This window comes from Rheinheimera texasensis (genome assembly GCF_964031785.1).
In the GTDB taxonomy this organism is placed as follows: Bacteria; Pseudomonadota; Gammaproteobacteria; order Enterobacterales; family Alteromonadaceae; genus Pararheinheimera; species Pararheinheimera texasensis_A.
The window spans coordinates 59,452-77,790 of the sequence record NZ_CAXIRE010000018.1 but is presented as its reverse complement, the minus strand read 5'-3'; the positions used below and the strand labels follow the sequence as shown (position 1 = coordinate 77,790).

Sequence of the window (18,339 nt, the reverse complement as noted above, 5' to 3'; positions counted from 1 at the left end):
GTTAGATCCTTACCTGCTGGCGCAGATTCATGGTGCTTAAACCGCCCACAGCCCGCGAGTCATCCCAGCTGACTGTAATAGTGTAAGTGCGGTTGCCCGCGTCATAACTGACTTCGCCGCAACTGGTACCTGCGGTACCAAGCGCCAGTAAAATTTCTGCAATCCACTGACTACGCTCAACATTTTGGATAGAACCTACGAGGTTGATGCTGGTACAGGTTTTTGCCAGCACAAAAGCCCCGGTCGCAGCCACAGCTGTATTGGCGCGGATGCGTTCTGCCATGCTGCCTGTCAGCATCACGGCCATAGTACGCTGATGGGCGCTTTGGCTGTTTTTTAAGTTTGCCGTCTGCAGACCGGCAACGCCTAACAAACCAATCGCCAGTACCAACACGGCGATCAGCGTTTCGAGCAGCGAAATGCCCCGCTGACTGTGCAAAGTATTCATAGGCAAATCCCGTCGGTGTCTGTGGTGATTTGTTGCAACCGGCCACCGGAGTTAAACCGCACTTCATATTGATTTGGCTGTAAGGACAGATCGGCGATGCAGAGCCTGATGCTGTCACTGAGTGGTGTATTGTTACCAAAGATCCGGATCAGCCCCTGCGAATTAAAGCGCAGTGCATGTTGCGCACTGGCCAGCACTGTGCCGGAACTGACTTTGACTGTGCTGTCGGAAAACAGGTTGGCGCGCAGCACCGGACCGGTCTCAGCGCCGATAGCGGCGGCGGCAGGGATCACTAACCAGCCTCTCCAGCCCGACACTGGCGGCGCGGAACAGACCAGACTGTCGACACTGTGACAAAACAATACATTTTGATTAAGACGGATGGCTTCAGAACGGGCGAACACCAGAGCATTCTGGATCTCGCGGCTTTGCGCTTCTAATTTGCTGCTTCCGCTGAAGGTGGTCAGGCCTGGGCCAGCCACCACAATACCAATGGCGAGAACTATCAGGGCCACCATTAATTCAATTAAGGTCACCCCGGACTGCTGCTGTATCGGGTTCATCTGTCATTCCTTGCTACGGCATTTCAACTTTATTGCGCCCGATGTCTTTCGACATGATTTGTACCCGCTGTAACCGACCACACTGGGCTATGCGCATTTTAAATGCTGCGCCGGCACAGACAAAACAGGTACGTTAACGATAATTGTTTTTATTACAATTTCTTGTTGATTGTCAATGCATTACAACTGCAACAAACAAAGTTATCCAGCGCCAATTTAAGCCTTATTTTGTTAAACAAATATCAACATTGCAATCCGCTGGTCAGTCCATATTGACCGTTCATCCGACTCTCGATGACACTTTATTAAGTTGCCCTAATATAGAACATGCAGATGCATGACGAGCCGAACGCCAATGAAACGACCTACAGGTTTTACGTTAATTGAATTAATGATTGCAGTGGCCATCGCCGGAATTCTGGCGTTTATTGCCTTGCCCGCTTACCAGCAACACATTCTGAAATCGAACCGTTCTGACGCCATTCAGACACTCGCCACTACCGCGACCACGCTGGAACGGCAGTTTACCAATACCAATAGTTATCAGGGGCTGGCGCTGCCAACCCAATCGACCAACAACAACTACAGCATTACAGCCGTGGTCACTGCGACCACTTTCACGCTGACCGCCACTGCCAAAGGCAAGCAAACTAAAGACACTGAATGCGCCACTTTCAGCCTGAATCAGGCCGGCGTTAAAACTGCGACAACTGCCGGAGCTTGCTGGTGATGCGCGCCGCCAACAGATCACGCGGCTTCAGCCTGATCGAATTTATGATTGCGCTGATCATCCTGTCGATTCTGGTTGGGATTGCAGTGCCCGGTTTCCTCGATTTTTTACGCCGGCAAAAAATGTCGTCCAGTGCCAATTCCGCCTTGGCGATGTTGCAATATGCCCGCTCTGAGGCCATCAAACGGCAATCCGATATAGAGGTGAACTTTGTCGCGGACAGCACCGGCTGGACCATCGAAGTGCGCCGGGATGACACCGACGAACTGCTCAGAACCCTGAGAAAAGATGACACCCAGACCGAATGGTCTGGCAGCAACCGGATACTGTTTGATTTACGCGGACGTCCCGCTGCAGCCAGTTGTATGCAGCTGGCCGTCGATGGCGACAGCAGTCTTAATCGTCAGATCAGCGTGCTGAGCGGCGGCAAAATCGCGGTCAAAGAAGGAGACTGTATATGAGCTGGCAGATCCGCAGCAATAAAGGGTTCACGCTGCTTGAAGCTTTGATCGCTTTGTTAGTGCTGTCATTTGGTTTGCTTGGGCTTGCCGGCCTACAGCTGAAAAGCTTGCAATCCAGCCATTCATCCTATCAGCGCGGGCTGGCCAACATTATCGCTGCTGATGCAGTAGAGCGGTTGTGGGCCAATATGGCGGCAGCGGCACCACTGACCGCGGCTCAGGTACAGGCGCAGTGGTTACAGCACTGGGCCAACACAGCAAACAACCGCCTGACGTTGCCGGGGCTTGGCGGCGTGATCGCAGCACCGGCTGCCGGCGGCACGCAATATTCAGTCACTGTGACCTGGACGGAAAATCGTTTTGGCAACAATGGCAACAGCAGTTTTGTTTATAACTTCATGTTGTATCCGTAGGAGGCCAGATGAAACTGCACAGACACAGCACTCAGCATGGCCTGACCCTGATTGAACTGATGATTGGTCTGAGCCTCGGGTTAGTGATGCTCGGCTCCGTGATTAGTGTAATGGTCGCCGGCAATACGTCTTACCAGAACGCCCAGCGTTTCAGCAACCTGCAAAGTGAATTTGGTTTTATCAGCGACAGCCTGATGGTGGATTTACGCGGTGCGACTGCGGTTGCCGTGACCGGCGGCAACACGGTGCTGACGATCACCACGGCCGCAGGCCCGGTGGTGTACCGGCTGGATGCCGACAGTAATCTGCAGCGGCAGCTCAATGCAGATCCGGTGAGCCTGATCGCCGAAAACGTTAACCTGTTTAATCTGGCCTGTCTGGATGAAACCCGGGCCGTGGTGAATTGTGCCGCCGCAGTCACCGTTGAATCCACAGTGGAACTGAGTGATGACAGTGCCGGAGCAGTGCAACTGCACCGGCTGATATTTGCCACCACGCTGCGTAACGCCATTCTGGCGAAAAAATTCGCGGCGATTTAAGGAGACGAAGATGCACCACAGTGCCAAAGGCTCAGTTCTGATTGTTGCATTGATGCTGCTGCTGATCACTACACTGGTCAGTGTCGCAGGCATTACCAATATGCAAACCAACGAAAAACTGGCGGCCAACAACAAGCAAGTCTCCGAAGCCTTTCTGGCGGCAGAAAGTGGCATGATCCAGATAAAAACCTTGTTAGACGACGAGGACAATGCCGCACTTTGGGGCGATTCACCCGCCACCTTAGCGGCGATTAATGCGCAAAACCGCGATCTGGGGAATATGGTGCAGTGGCAGATTGAGTCTGTTGACTACGTCACAGTGCCTGGCTTTGCTGCCATTGTCAGCATAGGGACTGTCACCACCACCGGTGTACAACGCAAAATTGCCGCAACCTACAAACCGAAAAAAGCTTCAGGCAATCTCGGGGCAATGAATATCATCGGTGGCATCAAAATTTTTGATACCGCCAACAGTAACAGTTTCCAGATCATCGGGGAAAAAGACAGTGCCGGCAATTTAATCGGGCCAGCACTGGCCACCAATACCGACGCTAACTACGACATGATTGTTGACGATATCAACGACAAAGGCCGGATGGCCAACTATATCGGCGGCGTTAAAGTGGTCGACTTCGATGACCCCTTTGGCGACCCGGAAAAAATGAACCAGTTTATTGAGTCGATCAAAGCCGAGTACAACGCCCTGCCCCTGGCAAGCCGTGGCACAGCGCCGAACAATATGGGCACGCCTGCAACACGGGATGCCAACGGCAATATCACAGTGCCGGCCGTGGAAAAAATTACCTATGTGTCTGGCAATCTTGAATTTAAAGGACAAGCAAAAGGTGCCGGGATCCTGGTGATCGAAGGCAATCTGACCATTAGCGGTAACTTGCTGGAATATGAAGGCCTGATTGTGGTGCGTGGTCAGTCGTTCCAGATGAACGGCGGCGGTAACCGTGAATTACTTGGCTCTATTGTGTTTGCCAATCCGATCAAAGATGCCACCACCGGTGAATGGGCTTTCGGTAAAGCTGAAGCGACATTTGTGTTTGATATCAATGGTGGTGGTAATGCAACTTTCGAATACAACGAAGACACTTTAGTCAAAGCCCGTAATCTGCTGTCCGATAACAGTGCCGCCAAACAGCTGTGGCAGGTTGGTTCAGGCACCGGCGGTAAAGGCGGCGCAGCGATTAGCAGCATGATGAACTGGGTTGAGGTGCATTAAGCCGGCCGCACTTTTTAATAGCTGCCGGCAGCTTTGTTTTTGCTGCCGGCTTTTATCCGTCAGCTTTCGCCGATCAGTTCTCGAATATGCACCAACTCACGGCGGCTGATCTCCGGCTGGTCCGGGCAATCCCGTAACAACACCACATGCTGTCCGTCAGCAGAGCGGCCAATGCCACAGATACGCTCCGCCACCACCAGCGTATTGCGGTGAATACGGACTAATTGCTGCGGAAATTTCTGTTGCAGTTGTTTCAGACTGGTTTCGGTCAGCGCTTCGCCGCCCTGATACACCAGCCGCACATATTTGTCTTCCGCCTGCAGATAAAATAGTTCGCTGAGCAGAATGCTGCGTTGCTCCAGCCCAATGCGGAAAGTCAGCCGCGGTGCACTGGCTTTTTGTTTTTCCAGATGGACACGGGTACTGACCCCCAGCCGTTGCAGGCACTGCTGTAAAGCCTCCAGACCAACGGGTTTGAGCAAATAACCGGCCGGCGCGACCTGATAGGCCGCCAGCGCATGTTGCGGGTGTGCCGTGACAAAAATCACCGCCGGCGGCGGCTGATTGTTACCAAGTTCTGCCGCCACACTGAGCCCGTCAGCACCGGGCATTTCAATATCGAGAAACACTAAATCAGGGTTTAACCCGGCACAAAGCTGCAGCGCCTGCTGACCGTTTTCCGCCTCGCCCACCACCTGATAATCATTGAGCTGCGTTAATAAACGACTGAGCCGGCTACGGGCCAGGGGTTCGTCATCAACGATGAGTACGCGCATCACTGCCCTCCTCTGCCAACGGCAACGTCAGTTTCAAACCATAGCTGTCGGCACTCATCACCGCCACAAGCCTGGCTTTGTCGCCATACATCAGTTCCAGCCGGCGGCGGATATTCGCCAGCGCAATACCATTGCCACCAGAATGCGGCCGGTTCTGACCGCGTGGATTTTCAATCTGCAAACTGACGGCGTCAGTACCCAGCGTCAGTACCAGCCGGATCAATCCGGGTTCAGAGCGCGTTTCGATGCCATGGCGCACAGCATTTTCCAGCAAAGGCTGTAGGGTCAGACAAGGGATTTTTAGTTGTGGTAACTGCGCCGGCACCTGCCAATCCAGCTGCAGCCGGTGTTGTAGCCGCAGTTGCTCCAGCGCCAGATAACGCCGCGCCAGTAACAAATCCTCTTCGAGCGTGACCGCGGTATCCGAATGCAGCGCTGCCCGGAACAGGCTCGCGAGGTCCAGCAAGGCCTGTTCCGCCAGATCAGGCTGGCTATGGGTCAGTTCAGCGGCGGTGTTCAGGCTGTTAAACAAAAAATGTGGCCGGATCCGCGCCTGCAACGCGTCCAGTTCAGCGCGCGCCTGCGCATCAAGGCGAAGCCGCTGCTGCACATACAAAGTGCCGAGCTGAATACCAATGACCCCCACCAGCAGGCTCATTAACAACACTTGCAGCAAAAAACTGTGATACGCACCGGCGCCTGGCCAGCCAGCGCTTTGTAAGAACTGATGGGCAAAAGTGCCAACGACCAGGCTGATCAGCAGTAGCAATAACAGGAAAAGCCAGGCCAATGCCGGCGGGCTGAACTGACGCCAATAGCGTTGAAACACACAAAGCAGTGCCAGTAACGGTAACGTCACCCAATGCACAAATAAAGAAATGAGGCCAAGCCGCGACCAGAATTCAGAGGTCACACCCGGCACCAGCGCCAGCAAAATCGCCAGCGCCTGCGCCAGAATAATGATGCGCAGCACAGTACCACTGCGGCAAAACTCCGGTAGTAATTGTTCGACCGGCATGCGGGGCGCCACAGCATTGCGCTGCAGCTGACCAACGCGCTGCGAATGAGCACCGCGTTGCCGAAGGCTCACTCAGCGCAGCTCCGCCGGAACGGCAAATACCACGTTTTCTTCGCGGCCCGGATGTTCAATCACTTGTTTGCCGCCCCAGGCGGTCAATTGTTGTACTACTTGTTGCACCAGCACTTCTGGGGCAGAAGCACCGGCAGTGACGCCAACAGCTTTGACATCCTGCAGCCAGTCCTGCTGAATATCTGCAGCAGTATCAATCAGATAAGCACAGCAGCCCATTTTTTCCGCCAGTTCACGCAGCCGATTGGAATTACTGGAGTTTTTCGCACCGACCACCAGCAATAACTGCACCTTAGCAGCCAGTTCCCGCACGGCGTCCTGGCGGTTTTGCGTGGCATAGCAGATGTCGTCTTTCCGTGGGCCTTCGATATCGGGGAATTTCTGCCGCAGCGCGTCAATCACATCGGCGGTATCATCAACTGACAAAGTGGTCTGGCTGGAAAAACACAGCTCTGCCGGGTTTTTCACCTGCAGTTTTTCCACATCTTCCACCGATTCAACCAGATAAATGCCGCCTTCCGAATTGTCGTATTGGCCCATGGTGCCTTCCACTTCCGGGTGACCGGCGTGGCCAATCAGAATACATTCGACACCTTTACGGCTGGCGCGGGTCACTTCCATATGCACTTTGGTCACCAGCGGACAGGTCGCATCAAACACTTTCAAACCACGTTGCCGGGCATTTTCCCGCACCGCCTGCGACACGCCGTGTGCGGAGAAAATCACGATATTGCCATCCGGCACTTCGTCCAGCTCGTCAACAAACACCGCGCCACTGCGACGCAGGCCGTCGACGACAAACTTGTTGTGCACTACTTCATGACGCACATAAATCGGTGGCTCGTACAGTTCCAGCGCGCGCGAGACGATACTGATGGCCCGGTCGACACCGGCACAAAAACCGCGTGGATTGGCGAGAAAAATATCCATAATCAGCTGATAACCTCAACAATTTCAACGTTAAAGGTCAGGGTCTGCCCGGCCAGCGGATGGTTAAAATCGATAGTAACCGAATCGCCTACCACTTCACGCACCAGACCCGGTAACTCAGAACCGTCCGGCATGGCAAAACCGATAATCATGCCGACCTGCGCCGGCGCATCCAGCGAAAATTTGCTGCGGTCGACATAATAAATATTGTCCGGATTCGGCATGCCATAAGCATCCTGCGGTGCCAGCGTAAAAGTTTTTTTGTCGCCGGCCTGTAAACCGGTTAATTCCGCTTCAAACGCCGGGGATAACGAGCCATCGCCCATCTGCAGCTTCGCCGGCTTGTTGTGTACCCGGGTGCTTTCCGCGGCGCTGCCGTCGGCCAGTTTGATATCAAAATGAAAAATGACGGTACTGCCTGCCCCAATCATCCGTTTGTCCTCGTTTGTGCGGGTTCATCATCGGACGTAAAGCTGTCCCAAATCAGTAAACCGGCACCAATCGTAATGGCACAATCGGCGATGTTAAACACCGGATAATGCCATTGTTGGTAATAGACATGAAGAAAATCAACCACATAACCATAGAGGCTGCGGTCAATTAAATTCCCGATGGCACCGGCAATAATCAGCACCAGCGCCAGGCTGAGTTTCAGCTGCGTTGGCTTCAGCCGGCTCAGCCAGACGCTTAATACGCAAGTCACCACAATTGCGATCGCCGTAAACAACCAGCGTTGCCAGCCACCGGCGTCACCTAAAAACGAAAAGGCCGCGCCGTAATTGCGGGCATAGGTAAAATTAAATACCGGCAACAACTGAATCGACTCGCCGAGCGTGAAGTTTTGCAACACCCAGATTTTGCTGAGCTGGTCGACGACCAGCACCAGCAGCGCTATCCACCAGAAGCGCCAGCCTGTGTCGTTTAACAACCGCATCAGGCAAAAGTCCTGTGTTCGCCGCCACCTTCGACGTTGTCGACACAACGCAGGCAAATCAGCGGGTGCGCCGGGTTGGCGCCAACATCGTGGCGGTGATGCCAGCAACGGTCACACTTGGCGGCCGTTGATGTCACCACTTGCACTGCCAGGCCAGCGATACCGGTTGCGACCGCATCAGCAGGCGCTGCGCTAACTTTCACAGCCGCAGTTGATGTCATCAGCACAAAACGCAGTTCATCACCGAGTTGCTGCAGCTGCGCGCCAAGCTCACCTTCAGCGAACAAGGTGACTTCTGCCTGTAACGATGCACCGATGTTGCCGTCTTTACGCGCGACTTCGATGACCTTATTCACTTCATCCCGCACCGCCAGCAGCTGACGCCAGAAGGCATCTGACACTTTGCCGGTTGGTACTGCAGCAAGGCCTGTGTACCAGACGCCGGTGAACACAAAAGGCTCAGTGCGAGCAGGTAAGGCTTCCCAGATTTCCTGCGCGGTGAAACTCATAATAGGCGCCATCCAGCGCACCATGGCTTCGATGATGTGATACAGCGCAGTTTGACAAGAACGCCGCGCCAGACCATCAGTTTTGGCGGTGTACTGACGATCTTTAATCACGTCTAAATAAAAACTGCCCAGTTCCACAGTACAGAAATTCATCAGCTTCTGGCTGACCAGGTGGAACTGATAATCCAGGTAATCGGCTTCAATTTCTTTTTGCAGTTCCGCCGCGCGCTGCACCATCCACAGGTCCAGCTCAACCAGCTCAGTCATTGGCACTAAATCTGTCGCCGGATTAAAACCGTTCAGGTTGGCCAAAATAAACCGTGCGGTGTTGCGGATACGGCGGTATTTGTCGGCTGCACGATTCAGAATTTCATCAGAAACGGTCATTTCTGAGGTGTAGTCCGTCGTTGCCACCCACAAACGCAAAATATCAGCACCGAGTTTGTTCATCACATCTTGCGGTGATACCACGTTGCCGAGTGATTTCGACATCTTGCGGCCTTCACCGTCCACGGTGAAACCGTGCGTCAGCACTTGTTTGTAAGGCGCATGGCCTTTGATGGCGACACCTGTCATTAAAGACGACATGAACCAGCCGCGGTGTTGATCTGAACCTTCCAAATACATGTCGGCTTGCGTTGCACCGCCAAATTCCGGACGCGGGTCAATCACACAGGCGTGGGTCACGCCGGAGTCAAACCAGACGTCCAGCGTGTCAGTGACTTTGACATAGTCTGCCGCTTCAGCACCTAACAGTTCTGCCGCGTCCAAATCAAACCAGGCCTGAATGCCAGCTTGCTCAACCTTGGCTGCTACCTGTTCCATCAACGCTTTGGTGTTTGGATGCAATGCACCGGTGTCTTTATGCACAAAAAGCGCAATAGGCACGCCCCAGGTGCGCTGGCGGGAAATACACCAGTCCGGCCGGCCTGCGACCATGTTTTCGATGCGCTGCTGGCCCCAATCCGGGATCCAGCGCGTGTTATCGATTTCAGTTAAAGAAGTTGAGCGCAGCTTGGCCTGATCCATGCTGACAAACCACTGCGGCGTCGCGCGGAAAATAATTGGCGTTTTATGGCGCCAGCAATGCGGATAGCTGTGTTTGTAAGCTTTATGCACCAGCAGTGCACCAGCAGCCTGTAAGGCTTCAACCACAGAATCATTGGCTTTAAATACATGCTGACCGGCAAACATTGGCGTATCCGGCAGATAAACACCATTACCACCAACCGGGTTAGCCACTTCCAGACCATATTTCAGGCCAACCACAAAGTCTTCCTGACCATGACCTGGTGCGGTGTGTACAGCGCCGGTACCCGAATCTGTCGTGACGTGGTCGCCCAACACCACAGGCACGGTGAAGTCGTATAACGGGTGCTTGAGCTGCACCAACTCCAGCGCTTCGCCTTTGGCAAAACCCAGTGCATGATATTTTTCGATACCGGCGCGCGCCATCACGTCTTTGACTAAATCTGTGGCCAGTACCAGACGCTCAGCGCCATTCGGGCCTTCTTCAACTTGCACCAGGCTGTAGCTCAGTGCCGCATTGAGGGCCACAGCGCGGTTGGCCGGAATGGTCCATGGTGTGGTGGTCCAAATCACAATCGAGATTGGGCCGGTGCCGGCATGGCCAGCAGGATGGTCGAATTTATCAGCAACGGCTTCGTCAACCACCCGGAAACGCACGTCGATGGCTGGTGAGACTTTGTCCTGATATTCCACTTCAGCTTCAGCTAACGCCGAACCGCAGTCGGTACACCAATGCACTGGCTTAAAGCCTTGATGCAAATGGCCATTTTCGATAATGCGTGACAAAGAGCGGATGATATTGGCTTCAAAAGCAAAATCCATAGTGCGGTATGGATTGTTCCAGTCGCCGAGCACGCCTAAGCGGATAAAGTCGGTTTTTTGTGCTTCGATTTGCGTCAGCGCGTATTCACGGCATTTTTCGCGGAATTCGGCAGCGGATAATTTCACACCAGGTTTGCCGTATTTTTTCTCGACGACCAGCTCAATCGGCAGACCATGGCAGTCCCAGCCCGGTACATAAGGCGCGTCGAAATCAGCCAGGGTGCGGGATTTGACGATAAAGTCTTTGAGGATTTTGTTAACAGCATGGCCGATGTGAATGTTGCCGTTGGCGTACGGCGGGCCGTCGTGCAGGATAAAGGTCTTTTTACCTTTTTTCGCCGCGCGGATCTGACCGTATAAATCAGCCGCAGTCCAGTTTGCTAACATTTGCGGCTCACGCTGCGCCAGGTTGGCGCGCATCGCAAAGGCCGTATCCGGCAGGTTCAGCGTTGCTTTGTAATCACTCATCCGATCAATCCCGTGTTGGCTGTCTCAGCTCGCCTGTGGCGGTGCTGGTATTAAAGCAAAGCGGCAAAAAAGTCGCGGGCGGCTTGCGCGTCGCGTTGAATTTGCAGCTGTAATTCGTCGACCGAACTGAACTTTTGTTCAGCGCGGATTTTTTTTCGTAGCACCACTTCGATTTGCTGGCCGTATAAATCGCCTTTAAAATCAAAGAAATGCGCTTCTAATTGCTCAACCCGCCCTTGCACGGTCGGGCGTAAACCGATGTTCGCCACGCCGCGAAAATGCCCGTGCGCAGTATGGGCTTCAATGGCAAACACGCCGTGCAGCGGTAATTTTTTCCGGTACAGCCAGACGTTGGCGGTCGGAAAACCGAGTTGCCGCCCGAGCTTTTGTCCATGCCGCACCCGCCCCATCAGCGAGAATGGCCGGCCGAGCATGGCCGCGGCGCTGTTCAGATCATCCGCCGCCAGCGCTTCGCGGATCAGCGTGCTGCTCACCCGATGCTGCGCCAGCTTCAGACTGGCGGTCGGTGTTAAGCCAAAACCATGTTCAGTCGCGGCTTGTTGCAACAACGCAAAGTTACCGGCGCGATTTTTGCCAAAACAGAAATCGTCACCGACGATTAAATGCCGCACATCGAGTTTTTCCAGCAATAACTGCCGGATAAAATAGTCCGGCTCCTGCGAGGCAAAAGCCTGGTCAAATTTGACACAAAGCAGACGGTCTAAACCTTGTTGCGCCAGCCAGTGATATTTTTCCCGAAACCGCGTCAAACGCGCCGGCGCCAGTTCCGGTTTAAACAGCTCCAGCGGCTGAGGTTCAAACACCATCACCACTGCCGGCAACTGCTGCGCAGACGCGATTTGCCGGACCTGTGCCAACACCGCCTGATGCCCGAGATGGACGCCATCGAAGTTGCCAATGGTCAGCACACAACCGCGGTGCTGCGGCAGAATATTCTGCAGGCCACGAATCAACTCCATCCGTTTGCGCTTCTCTGTCTTGCTGTCTAAACGGCCGATTATAACGACATCAGTCGTGACTTTCAGCAATAGTTTGCCGTTTCAGGTCACGCAAACGGACGCCCAACAACGCCAGCGCGACAAAATACAGCGGTACCGCCGCCAGGATCACCAGACCGACGCTATGCGCCCGCTCACCAAAGCTGTTGGCCCGTAGCATCGCCATATCGGGTAACAGATACCAAATCAGCGCCGCCATAGCCGTAGCGGCCAATAAAGCGCGGCCTATGGTCAGCAACGTCTGGCGGGATAACTGGTAAATGTCCGCCTTTTTCAGGCCCTGATACAGCAGCCATGCATTGAGCGCACCGGACATAGTGGTCGCAAGCGCAAGGCCGACATAACTGATAAAAGGCGCCAGCATCAGGTTAAATACCATGTTGGCGATCATGGCGATAATGCCAATCCGCACCGGGGTTTTGATGTCCTGACGGGCATAAAACGCCGGCGCCAGTACTTTAATCAGCATCAATGGCACCAAGCCGATGCAATAAGCAATCAAACTCCAGCTGGCCTGAGTGGCATCAAAAGCGGTGAATTTGCCGTGGGCAAACACCGTCAGCAAAATCGGTTCTGCCAGGGCAATCAGGCCAAACATCGATGGAATGCCTAATAAACAAATCAGACTGATGGACCAGTCCAGCGTGGCACGAAAATCTTTTTGATTATCCAGCGCATGTAACCGCGACAAATTTGGCAGGATCACGGTCGCAATCGCAATGCCAAACATGCCAAGCGGAAACTCGAGTAAACGGTCGGAGTAATACAACCAGCTGACTGAGCCGGTTTGCAGGAAGGACGCGATAATGGCATCCAATAACAAATTGATTTGGCTGACCGAGACGCCAAACAGCGCCGGCAACATCAGTTTGCGGATACGGACGATGTATTCATCGTGCCAGGCCCAGCGCGGTAATACCAGCAAACCGGCTTTGGCTAAAAATGGCAGCTGGAACAAGAATTGAAACAGACCACCCAGAAATACACCCCAGGCCAAAGCTGCCGCCGGGTCTTCGGTGTAAGGCGTCAGATATAACGCAGCGCCAATCATGGCAATATTCAGAAATACCGGGCTGAACGCCGCCACGGCAAATTTGTTGTAAACGTTCAGTACCGCACCGGACAGCGCGACAAAAGTAATAAACCACAGATAGGGAAAAGTGATTTTCAGCAGCACGCTGGCTTGTTCATATTTAACGCCATCTGGGCCGCCTTGCAGATAGTCTTCAAACCAGCCCATGCCAAACAGCGCCATCAGCACCGGCGACCCCAGCATCGCCAGTAAAGTCACCACAGTGACAATCATCCCGAGGGTCCCCGCCGCCTTCGCCATCAGCTCTCGTACGGCGTCATCACCATGTTTGGCTTTGACTTCAGACAACACAGGCACAAAAGCCTGCGAGAATGCGCCTTCGGCAAACAGCCGGCGCAAGAAATTCGGAATACGGTTGACCATCAAAAAGACGTCAGCGGCTGCGCCGGCACCTAATACGTTGGCGGTGACCACGTCACGAACCAGTCCCAACACCCGGGAAATCAGCGTCATCACGCTGACAATCATGCCGGATTTCAATAACTTCGCAGACAAGGGAAACTCCATCTTTTGCTTCTGGCGCTATTGTCACTAAAGCATCTGCTTTATGCCAGCTTCCTGTGATTTTAATCCGTTCAAAATCACTGAAAACAGCCGCAAAATGATTTGACACAGGGCGATAAAATAGGCATATTATGCGGCCTTTAAAGAGTCCCGGTTTAGTTTTTAGGAGTGTTACCTTGGCTAACATTAAGTCTGCTAAGAAACGCGCTATTCAATCAGAAAAGCGTCGTCAGCAAAACGCAAGTCAGCGCTCAATGATGCGTACTTTCATTAAGAAAACCTACGCAGCAGTGTTAACTACTGATGCAGTAGCCGCACAAGAAGCGTTCAAGAAAATGGTTCCAGTGCTGGACCGTATGGCAGACAAAGGTCTGATCCATAAAAACAAAGCAGCTCGTCATAAGTCACGTTTAAATGCCCACGTTAAGGCATTGGTAACAGCTGCTTAATTGATTAGCTCACAAAGAAACGCCGAAAGGCGTTTTTTTGTATCTGCGGATATTGTCAGGCCGCAGCAGTCAATGTCGATGATTATCTGATTTTAATCAGGACCAACGACAAGAAACAAAAAAACCAGCTGAAAAGCTGGTTTTTTATTTTGCCTCAGGCGCGTTCTGAATTAATGATTAAATGTTCGTTCAGGCAGCCTTTGCGCAGTACAGCGAGTGCATCAAACCAATCACTGCTTCTGCTTCTTTACTATTCATACTGTAAAATACTGTTTGCGCTTCTTTGCGGGTTTTCACCAGCTTATTGCGGCGTAACAATGCCAGATGCTGCGATAACGCTGACTGGCTTAACCCCAGCTTTTCATTCATTTCACCAACCGATAATTCACCGCTTAGCAAATGGCACAGGATTAACAGCCGGCGCTCATTCGATACAGCTTTTAGCAGTCTGACCGCTTTAGCCGAATTATTCACCATATCTTGTAAGTTCATGTTGTTTTCACCGTGCATGTCTAGACGTCTCATTATCTAACAGGCAAGCCGTAGCTTACAATAGTAATCTTGTGAAATAGTTGCTTATTTTTTCTAATTAATTAACTTTCAATGATTTTTAATTTAGAAAAAACAACATCAGAATACGCACCAAAAAGCAGAAAGAACTGTCCTGAAAGCCTTGTTTGGCGTGACTGTTACCAAAAAGCAGCCAAATTATACCGTGCTAATAAAGCAATTGCATACCTACAAAATGTTAACTTTTGTATATTTCCGCTGTCCGCGACTGCGACTAACTCCACAGGAAACGGGTCATGCTGCCCTTCTGATAACTTGGGACGCTATGTTAGATTGACAACTACAACACACAAAAAATTCCGGGAACTATATGAATGCGCTGAAACCACTTTTGTTAAGTCTGCTGCTGACTCCGTATTGCAGTCTGGCTGCCTCAACGCCCCTCAATGAGCAGCTTGCTTATCAGCTGACTGAAAGTCTGACCACAGAAGTTGGCCCACGGCTGGCCGGTAGTCCGGGCGATCGGGCATCGGTGGCTTGGGCCACAAAAAACCTGCAAGCGCTGGGTTTTGACAAAGTCTGGACCGAAGAATTTGTCACCCCGTATTGGCAGCGTGGCCAGGCCCGGTTGGAAATTCTGTCGCCTTTTCCACAAGCCTTAGTGCTGACCGCTTTGGGTGGGTCTGTCGGCACTCCGGCTAATGGCATTGACGCCAGCCTGGTGATGTTCGACAGCCTAGAAGCGCTGATGGCTGCTAAACCGGAACAAGTGAAAGGCAAAATTGTATTTATCAATAAAGCCATGATCAAAGACAAAGCCGGTTCTCAATACGGCAAAGTGGTTGGAGCCCGCGCCAAAGGCGCTGTTGAGGCCGCCCGGCTTGGTGCCAAAGCGCTGATTATTCGTTCGGTCGGCACCAGCAGCAATCGTTTTGCTCACACCGGTAAAATGACCTATGACCCTGCAGTGCCGAAAATTCCGGCCGTAGCCGTCTCCGCACCCGATGCCCAGCAATTAGCGCGGATCCTGACCAAGGCGCCAGAGGCGAAAATCAAACTGCAGCTCGACACTCAACAAACCGAAGATGCGATCAGCCACAATGTCATTGGTGAAATCACCGGCTCAGAACGGCCGGACGAAATTGTGCTGATTGGCGCCCACCTGGATTCATGGGATCAGGGCACAGGCGCGCTGGACGACGGCGCCGGTGTCGGCTTAGTGATGGCAACCGCTGCGCTCATCAAACAACAAGGCCAGCCAAAGCGCACTATTCGTGTCGTGTTGTACGGTAATGAAGAAGGTGGTTTAGTAGGTGCCCGCGCTTATGCGGCAAAACATGCCAAAGAACTGGACAAACATGTGTTAGCGTCGGAATCAGACTTTGGTGCCGGCCGCATCTGGCAATTCTCGACTAAGTTCGGCCCCAAATCTCTGGCATTCGCTGCTGAGATCCAAAAACAGCTGACACCGTTACAAATTCAGCCGGGTAACAACGAGGCCTTTGGTGGACCGGATGTGTCCGTGTTAAAAGCGCTGGGTGTGCCCGTGGTCAGTCTGGAGCAGGATGGCTCTGATTATTTTGACTATCATCACACGCCAAACGATACGCTGGATAAGATTGACCCGGCAGCACTGCAGCAGAATCTGCAAGCCTGGATCCGCATGACCAGTGCCGTGGCCAACAGTACTGTGGATTTTCGCAAGTAACTATATTGTGCCAGGCCCGGTTTTCTCCGGGCTTGGCTCAAAGCTTCAGCCTGACACCCGCTTTACCGATAACTGATGAGCCGGACGACGTTGCAACGCCCGCATCAGCCAAACCTGAAAACCGATCACCGCTAACACCACGGCCGATGGGTACATCAACATATTATCGCTATAGACCAATAGTGATAACCCCAAAGTCAGATAACTAAACGGCAACATTTCATAACACCAGAATGGTAACCTGCCATGAAGCTGCGGCGTCAGTCGATGGCGGATCCGCCGATGCTCTGAACGCACGACCCAGACCACAGCGCCGGCCAGGATAAATAGCAACGCAGAGGACAAGGCATAAGGATTTTTTACCGAGCACAAAATAGCCACCCCAAGTCCCAAATACAGATACGGCAAACTCTCATAAACCCGTTGTGATAACATCGGTCCACTCCGCTTTACAACCCACTCTCTTTGCAGTCTAGCTGAAAGTGCTCCGGCTGCCAGTTGCGGCCATTTGGTCGTTTTGGGCTGCGGAAATCAAAGCCCCGCATGGTCTGAGCGCAACAGGCCGCGTATAATCCGGCTTATTCCACATTGCTAATCTGAAGTATCGAATATGGCCAATGATGAACTCGAGTTATTTTTACAGGAAATGTCTGGCGTTAAACGACTGGATACCGACGTATTAGCTGATGAAAATGGCGCAGGATCGCCGACGCTGGCGCAGCTGGCCCGACGCAAAGCTGCGGAGCTCGAGCCGGAATACGACCCCAACTATCTGAGTATGGAATATGTAGATTTGGTCAAACCTGACGAAATCCTTGCCTACAAAAAAGATGGAGTACAGGAAGGGGTCTACAAAAATCTGCGGTTAGGCAAATATCAGGTCGATGCCACGCTGATGTTACTGGGTAAATCGCTGGTGGAAGCCCGTTCAGCACTGGCGCAGTTTGTGTTGGATTGCCATCAACGCGGCATCCGGACTTTACTGGTGCATCACGGTATGGGCCGCGACAGTAAACCGCATCCGGCGATTTTGCGCAGCTACACCTTTAAATGGCTGCAGCAAATCCCACAAGTGCTGGCTTGCCATACCGCCTTAAAAGCCCAGGGCGGTTATGCAGCAACTTATGTGTTATTGCAGAAAAATGCCGAGCAAAAACGCGAAAACCGCGAAATGCATCAGAAAAGGTAAGTTTGTTGTCAGATGAAGCTCAGCTCAGTAACAACACTGCTGCTTCTGCACTGGTGAACAAGGCCGAACAGGCCATCAGGATAACAAGCACTGCGATAGCAGTGAAACCAAAACCGCGGCTGGATGCTTTACGCATGGGGCCCCCTCATTGCTTTTGTTGTCAGGGTAAATGCAACACCCGGTTGGAATTACGGCCATATCGCCTGCGCTGACCAAAGGGGTCAACTGTTCCAAAACTGGTATCTTCGCCAGTGTAGACAGTTTAAAGTCGGATCACAACAGCTCTAACCAATTGATCCGACAATTTATTCAGTTTTGTTTAAAACGCGCCAGCCGGCTTTGTACATAAGGCGCTGCCAGGGCCAGGCTGTCATAATTTGCCGGTAAAGCCGCCACTTCCTGCTCTTCACCCACCACGACAAAACCAGCACTTTGATAGGTTTTCAGTGCCGCCGGATGATCGTCGCTGCAAGTGTTCAGCCAAATCCGGCCCGGACTCCATTGCTGCGCCAACGCGACTGCGGCAAGCGCCATTTTCGGGCCCAGCCCCTGACCAATAAAAGCCGGCATGATGCCGAAAAACTTCAGCTCGACACTGTTTTCATCTTCGGGGTGACGCCATAACTCAATAAAACCCGCCGGTGTACCTTGTTTGTAAAGCACCCAGGTCCGGACCTGTCCCGTGCTCAGGTAATCCAGCCAGTCCTGATAGGTCCAGCTCAGCCGGCTGAACCAGCCCCAGGGCGTCCCTACAGCACTAAACAAAAACTGGCTGAATTCCGGACTGACAACTTCAGCCTCCAGCAGACTAAAACCCTCAGGCCACTGCGGAACCTGCAGCGCATCCCCTTGATAATCAAGATACCAGGTGGTCACGATCCCGGCGTTGTTTTGGCTGACTGCCATATTTGTTCCTTCGTACAA

Annotated in this window: 21 protein-coding genes; 8 read left to right on the top strand and 13 right to left on the bottom strand. The window is 52.7% G+C overall.

The window, feature by feature from the left end; all coding sequences use genetic code 11:
* Position 1: 1 nt before the first annotated feature.
* Together pilV (ABNT34_RS07875) and ABNT34_RS07870 are read right to left on the bottom strand one after the other, a co-directional pair.
* A complete protein-coding gene (pilV, locus tag ABNT34_RS07875) occupies positions 2–448 on the bottom strand; it encodes a type IV pilus modification protein PilV (protein WP_348730392.1) in 447 nt (148 codons plus the stop codon).
* Positions 445–1,011: a GspH/FimT family pseudopilin gene (locus ABNT34_RS07870; RefSeq protein WP_348730390.1), complete on the bottom strand. Its 567-nt coding sequence runs from the start codon at positions 1,009–1,011 to the stop codon at positions 445–447. Before ABNT34_RS07870 ends, pilV (ABNT34_RS07875) begins: the two co-directional genes overlap by 4 nt.
* Before the next feature lie 355 nt (positions 1,012–1,366).
* Between ABNT34_RS07870 and ABNT34_RS07865 the strand changes: the two genes are divergently transcribed.
* The 5 genes from ABNT34_RS07865 to ABNT34_RS07845 are packed head-to-tail and all read left to right on the top strand — an operon-like array spanning position 1,367 to position 4,385.
* Positions 1,367–1,741 (top strand): type IV pilin protein, encoded by a 375-nt coding sequence (locus ABNT34_RS07865; protein ID WP_348730389.1) that lies wholly within the window; start codon positions 1,367–1,369, stop codon positions 1,739–1,741.
* Positions 1,741–2,202 carry a GspH/FimT family pseudopilin gene (locus ABNT34_RS07860; protein WP_348730628.1) on the top strand — a complete coding sequence of 154 codons (462 nt, stop codon included), beginning with the start codon at positions 1,741–1,743 and terminating at the stop codon, positions 2,200–2,202. The genes ABNT34_RS07865 and ABNT34_RS07860 overlap by 1 nt, the downstream gene beginning before the upstream one ends.
* Complete coding sequence (gene pilV, locus ABNT34_RS07855; RefSeq protein ID WP_348730387.1) at positions 2,199–2,615, top strand: type IV pilus modification protein PilV; 417 nt, start codon at positions 2,199–2,201, stop codon at positions 2,613–2,615. The genes ABNT34_RS07860 and pilV (ABNT34_RS07855) overlap by 4 nt, the downstream gene beginning before the upstream one ends.
* An 8-nt stretch (positions 2,616–2,623) precedes the next feature.
* Positions 2,624–3,154, top strand: coding sequence for a prepilin-type N-terminal cleavage/methylation domain-containing protein (locus ABNT34_RS07850; protein ID WP_348730385.1), 531 nt, complete (start codon positions 2,624–2,626; stop codon positions 3,152–3,154).
* 10 nt (positions 3,155–3,164) lie between these two features.
* Positions 3,165–4,385 (top strand): pilus assembly PilX N-terminal domain-containing protein, encoded by a 1,221-nt coding sequence (locus tag ABNT34_RS07845; RefSeq protein WP_348730383.1) that lies wholly within the window; start codon positions 3,165–3,167, stop codon positions 4,383–4,385.
* 59 nt (positions 4,386–4,444) lie between these two features.
* Here the strand turns inward: ABNT34_RS07845 and ABNT34_RS07840 are convergent, their stop codons facing one another.
* The 8 genes from ABNT34_RS07840 to murJ are packed head-to-tail and all read right to left on the bottom strand — an operon-like array spanning position 4,445 to position 13,550.
* Positions 4,445–5,161, bottom strand: a complete 717-nt coding sequence (locus ABNT34_RS07840) for a LytTR family DNA-binding domain-containing protein (protein ID WP_348730381.1) — start codon at positions 5,159–5,161, stop codon at positions 4,445–4,447.
* Entirely contained in the window at positions 5,142–6,251 is a 1,110-nt protein-coding gene (locus ABNT34_RS07835) for a histidine kinase (RefSeq protein ID WP_348730379.1), read from the bottom strand. Before ABNT34_RS07835 ends, ABNT34_RS07840 begins: the two co-directional genes overlap by 20 nt.
* Positions 6,252–7,181 carry a 4-hydroxy-3-methylbut-2-enyl diphosphate reductase gene (ispH, locus tag ABNT34_RS07830; protein WP_348730377.1) on the bottom strand — a complete coding sequence of 310 codons (930 nt, stop codon included), beginning with the start codon at positions 7,179–7,181 and terminating at the stop codon, positions 6,252–6,254.
* A 2-nt stretch (positions 7,182–7,183) separates the two neighbouring features.
* Positions 7,184–7,612: an FKBP-type peptidyl-prolyl cis-trans isomerase gene (fkpB, locus tag ABNT34_RS07825; RefSeq protein ID WP_348730375.1), complete on the bottom strand. Its 429-nt coding sequence runs from the start codon at positions 7,610–7,612 to the stop codon at positions 7,184–7,186.
* On the bottom strand, positions 7,609–8,115 hold the full coding sequence (gene lspA, locus ABNT34_RS07820) for a signal peptidase II (protein WP_348730373.1): 507 nt from the start codon (positions 8,113–8,115) through the stop codon (positions 7,609–7,611). The genes fkpB and lspA overlap by 4 nt, the downstream gene beginning before the upstream one ends.
* On the bottom strand, positions 8,115–10,943 hold the full coding sequence (gene ileS, locus ABNT34_RS07815) for an isoleucine--tRNA ligase (protein ID WP_348730371.1): 2,829 nt from the start codon (positions 10,941–10,943) through the stop codon (positions 8,115–8,117). The genes lspA and ileS overlap by 1 nt, the downstream gene beginning before the upstream one ends.
* A gap of 50 nt (positions 10,944–10,993) precedes the next feature.
* Positions 10,994–11,923 carry a bifunctional riboflavin kinase/FAD synthetase gene (gene ribF, locus ABNT34_RS07810; RefSeq protein ID WP_348730369.1) on the bottom strand — a complete coding sequence of 310 codons (930 nt, stop codon included), beginning with the start codon at positions 11,921–11,923 and terminating at the stop codon, positions 10,994–10,996.
* Positions 11,924–11,972: 49 nt separating this feature from the next.
* Positions 11,973–13,550, bottom strand: coding sequence for a murein biosynthesis integral membrane protein MurJ (gene murJ, locus ABNT34_RS07805; protein ID WP_348730367.1), 1,578 nt, complete (start codon positions 13,548–13,550; stop codon positions 11,973–11,975).
* A gap of 185 nt (positions 13,551–13,735) precedes the next feature.
* On the opposite strand from murJ, the gene rpsT reads away from it, so the two are divergent.
* Positions 13,736–14,008 carry a 30S ribosomal protein S20 gene (gene rpsT, locus ABNT34_RS07800; RefSeq protein WP_031567557.1) on the top strand — a complete coding sequence of 91 codons (273 nt, stop codon included), beginning with the start codon at positions 13,736–13,738 and terminating at the stop codon, positions 14,006–14,008.
* A gap of 189 nt (positions 14,009–14,197) precedes the next feature.
* Here the strand turns inward: rpsT and ABNT34_RS07795 are convergent, their stop codons facing one another.
* Positions 14,198–14,500: a metalloregulator ArsR/SmtB family transcription factor gene (locus ABNT34_RS07795; protein ID WP_348730365.1), complete on the bottom strand. Its 303-nt coding sequence runs from the start codon at positions 14,498–14,500 to the stop codon at positions 14,198–14,200.
* Between the two features lie 388 nt (positions 14,501–14,888).
* Here ABNT34_RS07795 and ABNT34_RS07790 point away from each other — a divergent pair, with 388 nt between their 5' ends.
* Positions 14,889–16,226, top strand: a complete 1,338-nt coding sequence (locus ABNT34_RS07790; protein WP_348730363.1) for a M20/M25/M40 family metallo-hydrolase — start codon at positions 14,889–14,891, stop codon at positions 16,224–16,226.
* A gap of 45 nt (positions 16,227–16,271) precedes the next feature.
* On the opposite strand, the gene ABNT34_RS07785 is transcribed toward ABNT34_RS07790, so the two are convergent.
* Positions 16,272–16,661: a hypothetical protein gene (locus ABNT34_RS07785; protein WP_348730361.1), complete on the bottom strand. Its 390-nt coding sequence runs from the start codon at positions 16,659–16,661 to the stop codon at positions 16,272–16,274.
* Positions 16,662–16,836: 175 nt separating this feature from the next.
* Here ABNT34_RS07785 and smrA point away from each other — a divergent pair, with 175 nt between their 5' ends.
* Positions 16,837–17,415, top strand: coding sequence for a DNA endonuclease SmrA (smrA, locus tag ABNT34_RS07780; protein WP_348730359.1), 579 nt, complete (start codon positions 16,837–16,839; stop codon positions 17,413–17,415).
* Positions 17,416–17,724: 309 nt separating this feature from the next.
* Here smrA and ABNT34_RS07775 read toward each other — a convergent pair whose 3' ends face one another.
* Positions 17,725–18,321, bottom strand: coding sequence for a GNAT family N-acetyltransferase (locus ABNT34_RS07775; protein WP_348730357.1), 597 nt, complete (start codon positions 18,319–18,321; stop codon positions 17,725–17,727).
* Between the last annotated feature and the right edge of the window lie 18 nt (positions 18,322–18,339).

Bases quoted from the DNA above. Each gene is read 5' to 3' on its own strand.
- pilV (WP_348730392.1), bottom strand. From the start codon at position 448: ATGAATACTTTGCACAGTCAGCGGGGCATTTCGCTGCTCGAAACGCTG.
- ABNT34_RS07870 (WP_348730390.1), bottom strand. From the start codon at position 1,011: ATGAACCCGATACAGCAGCAGTCCGGGGTGACCTTAATTGAATTAATG.
- ABNT34_RS07865 (WP_348730389.1), top strand. From the start codon at position 1,367: ATGAAACGACCTACAGGTTTTACGTTAATTGAATTAATGATTGCAGTG.
- ABNT34_RS07860 (WP_348730628.1), top strand. From the start codon at position 1,741: ATGCGCGCCGCCAACAGATCACGCGGCTTCAGCCTGATCGAATTTATG.
- pilV (WP_348730387.1), top strand. From the start codon at position 2,199: ATGAGCTGGCAGATCCGCAGCAATAAAGGGTTCACGCTGCTTGAAGCT.
- ABNT34_RS07850 (WP_348730385.1), top strand. From the start codon at position 2,624: ATGAAACTGCACAGACACAGCACTCAGCATGGCCTGACCCTGATTGAA.
- ABNT34_RS07845 (WP_348730383.1), top strand. From the start codon at position 3,165: ATGCACCACAGTGCCAAAGGCTCAGTTCTGATTGTTGCATTGATGCTG.
- ABNT34_RS07840 (WP_348730381.1), bottom strand. From the start codon at position 5,161: ATGCGCGTACTCATCGTTGATGACGAACCCCTGGCCCGTAGCCGGCTC.
- ispH (WP_348730377.1), bottom strand. From the start codon at position 7,181: ATGGATATTTTTCTCGCCAATCCACGCGGTTTTTGTGCCGGTGTCGAC.
- fkpB (WP_348730375.1), bottom strand. From the start codon at position 7,612: ATGATTGGGGCAGGCAGTACCGTCATTTTTCATTTTGATATCAAACTG.
- lspA (WP_348730373.1), bottom strand. From the start codon at position 8,115: ATGCGGTTGTTAAACGACACAGGCTGGCGCTTCTGGTGGATAGCGCTG.
- ileS (WP_348730371.1), bottom strand. From the start codon at position 10,943: ATGAGTGATTACAAAGCAACGCTGAACCTGCCGGATACGGCCTTTGCG.
- ribF (WP_348730369.1), bottom strand. From the start codon at position 11,923: ATGGAGTTGATTCGTGGCCTGCAGAATATTCTGCCGCAGCACCGCGGT.
- ABNT34_RS07795 (WP_348730365.1), bottom strand. From the start codon at position 14,500: ATGAACTTACAAGATATGGTGAATAATTCGGCTAAAGCGGTCAGACTG.
- ABNT34_RS07790 (WP_348730363.1), top strand. From the start codon at position 14,889: ATGAATGCGCTGAAACCACTTTTGTTAAGTCTGCTGCTGACTCCGTAT.
- ABNT34_RS07785 (WP_348730361.1), bottom strand. From the start codon at position 16,661: ATGTTATCACAACGGGTTTATGAGAGTTTGCCGTATCTGTATTTGGGA.
- smrA (WP_348730359.1), top strand. From the start codon at position 16,837: ATGGCCAATGATGAACTCGAGTTATTTTTACAGGAAATGTCTGGCGTT.
- ABNT34_RS07775 (WP_348730357.1), bottom strand. From the start codon at position 18,321: ATGGCAGTCAGCCAAAACAACGCCGGGATCGTGACCACCTGGTATCTT.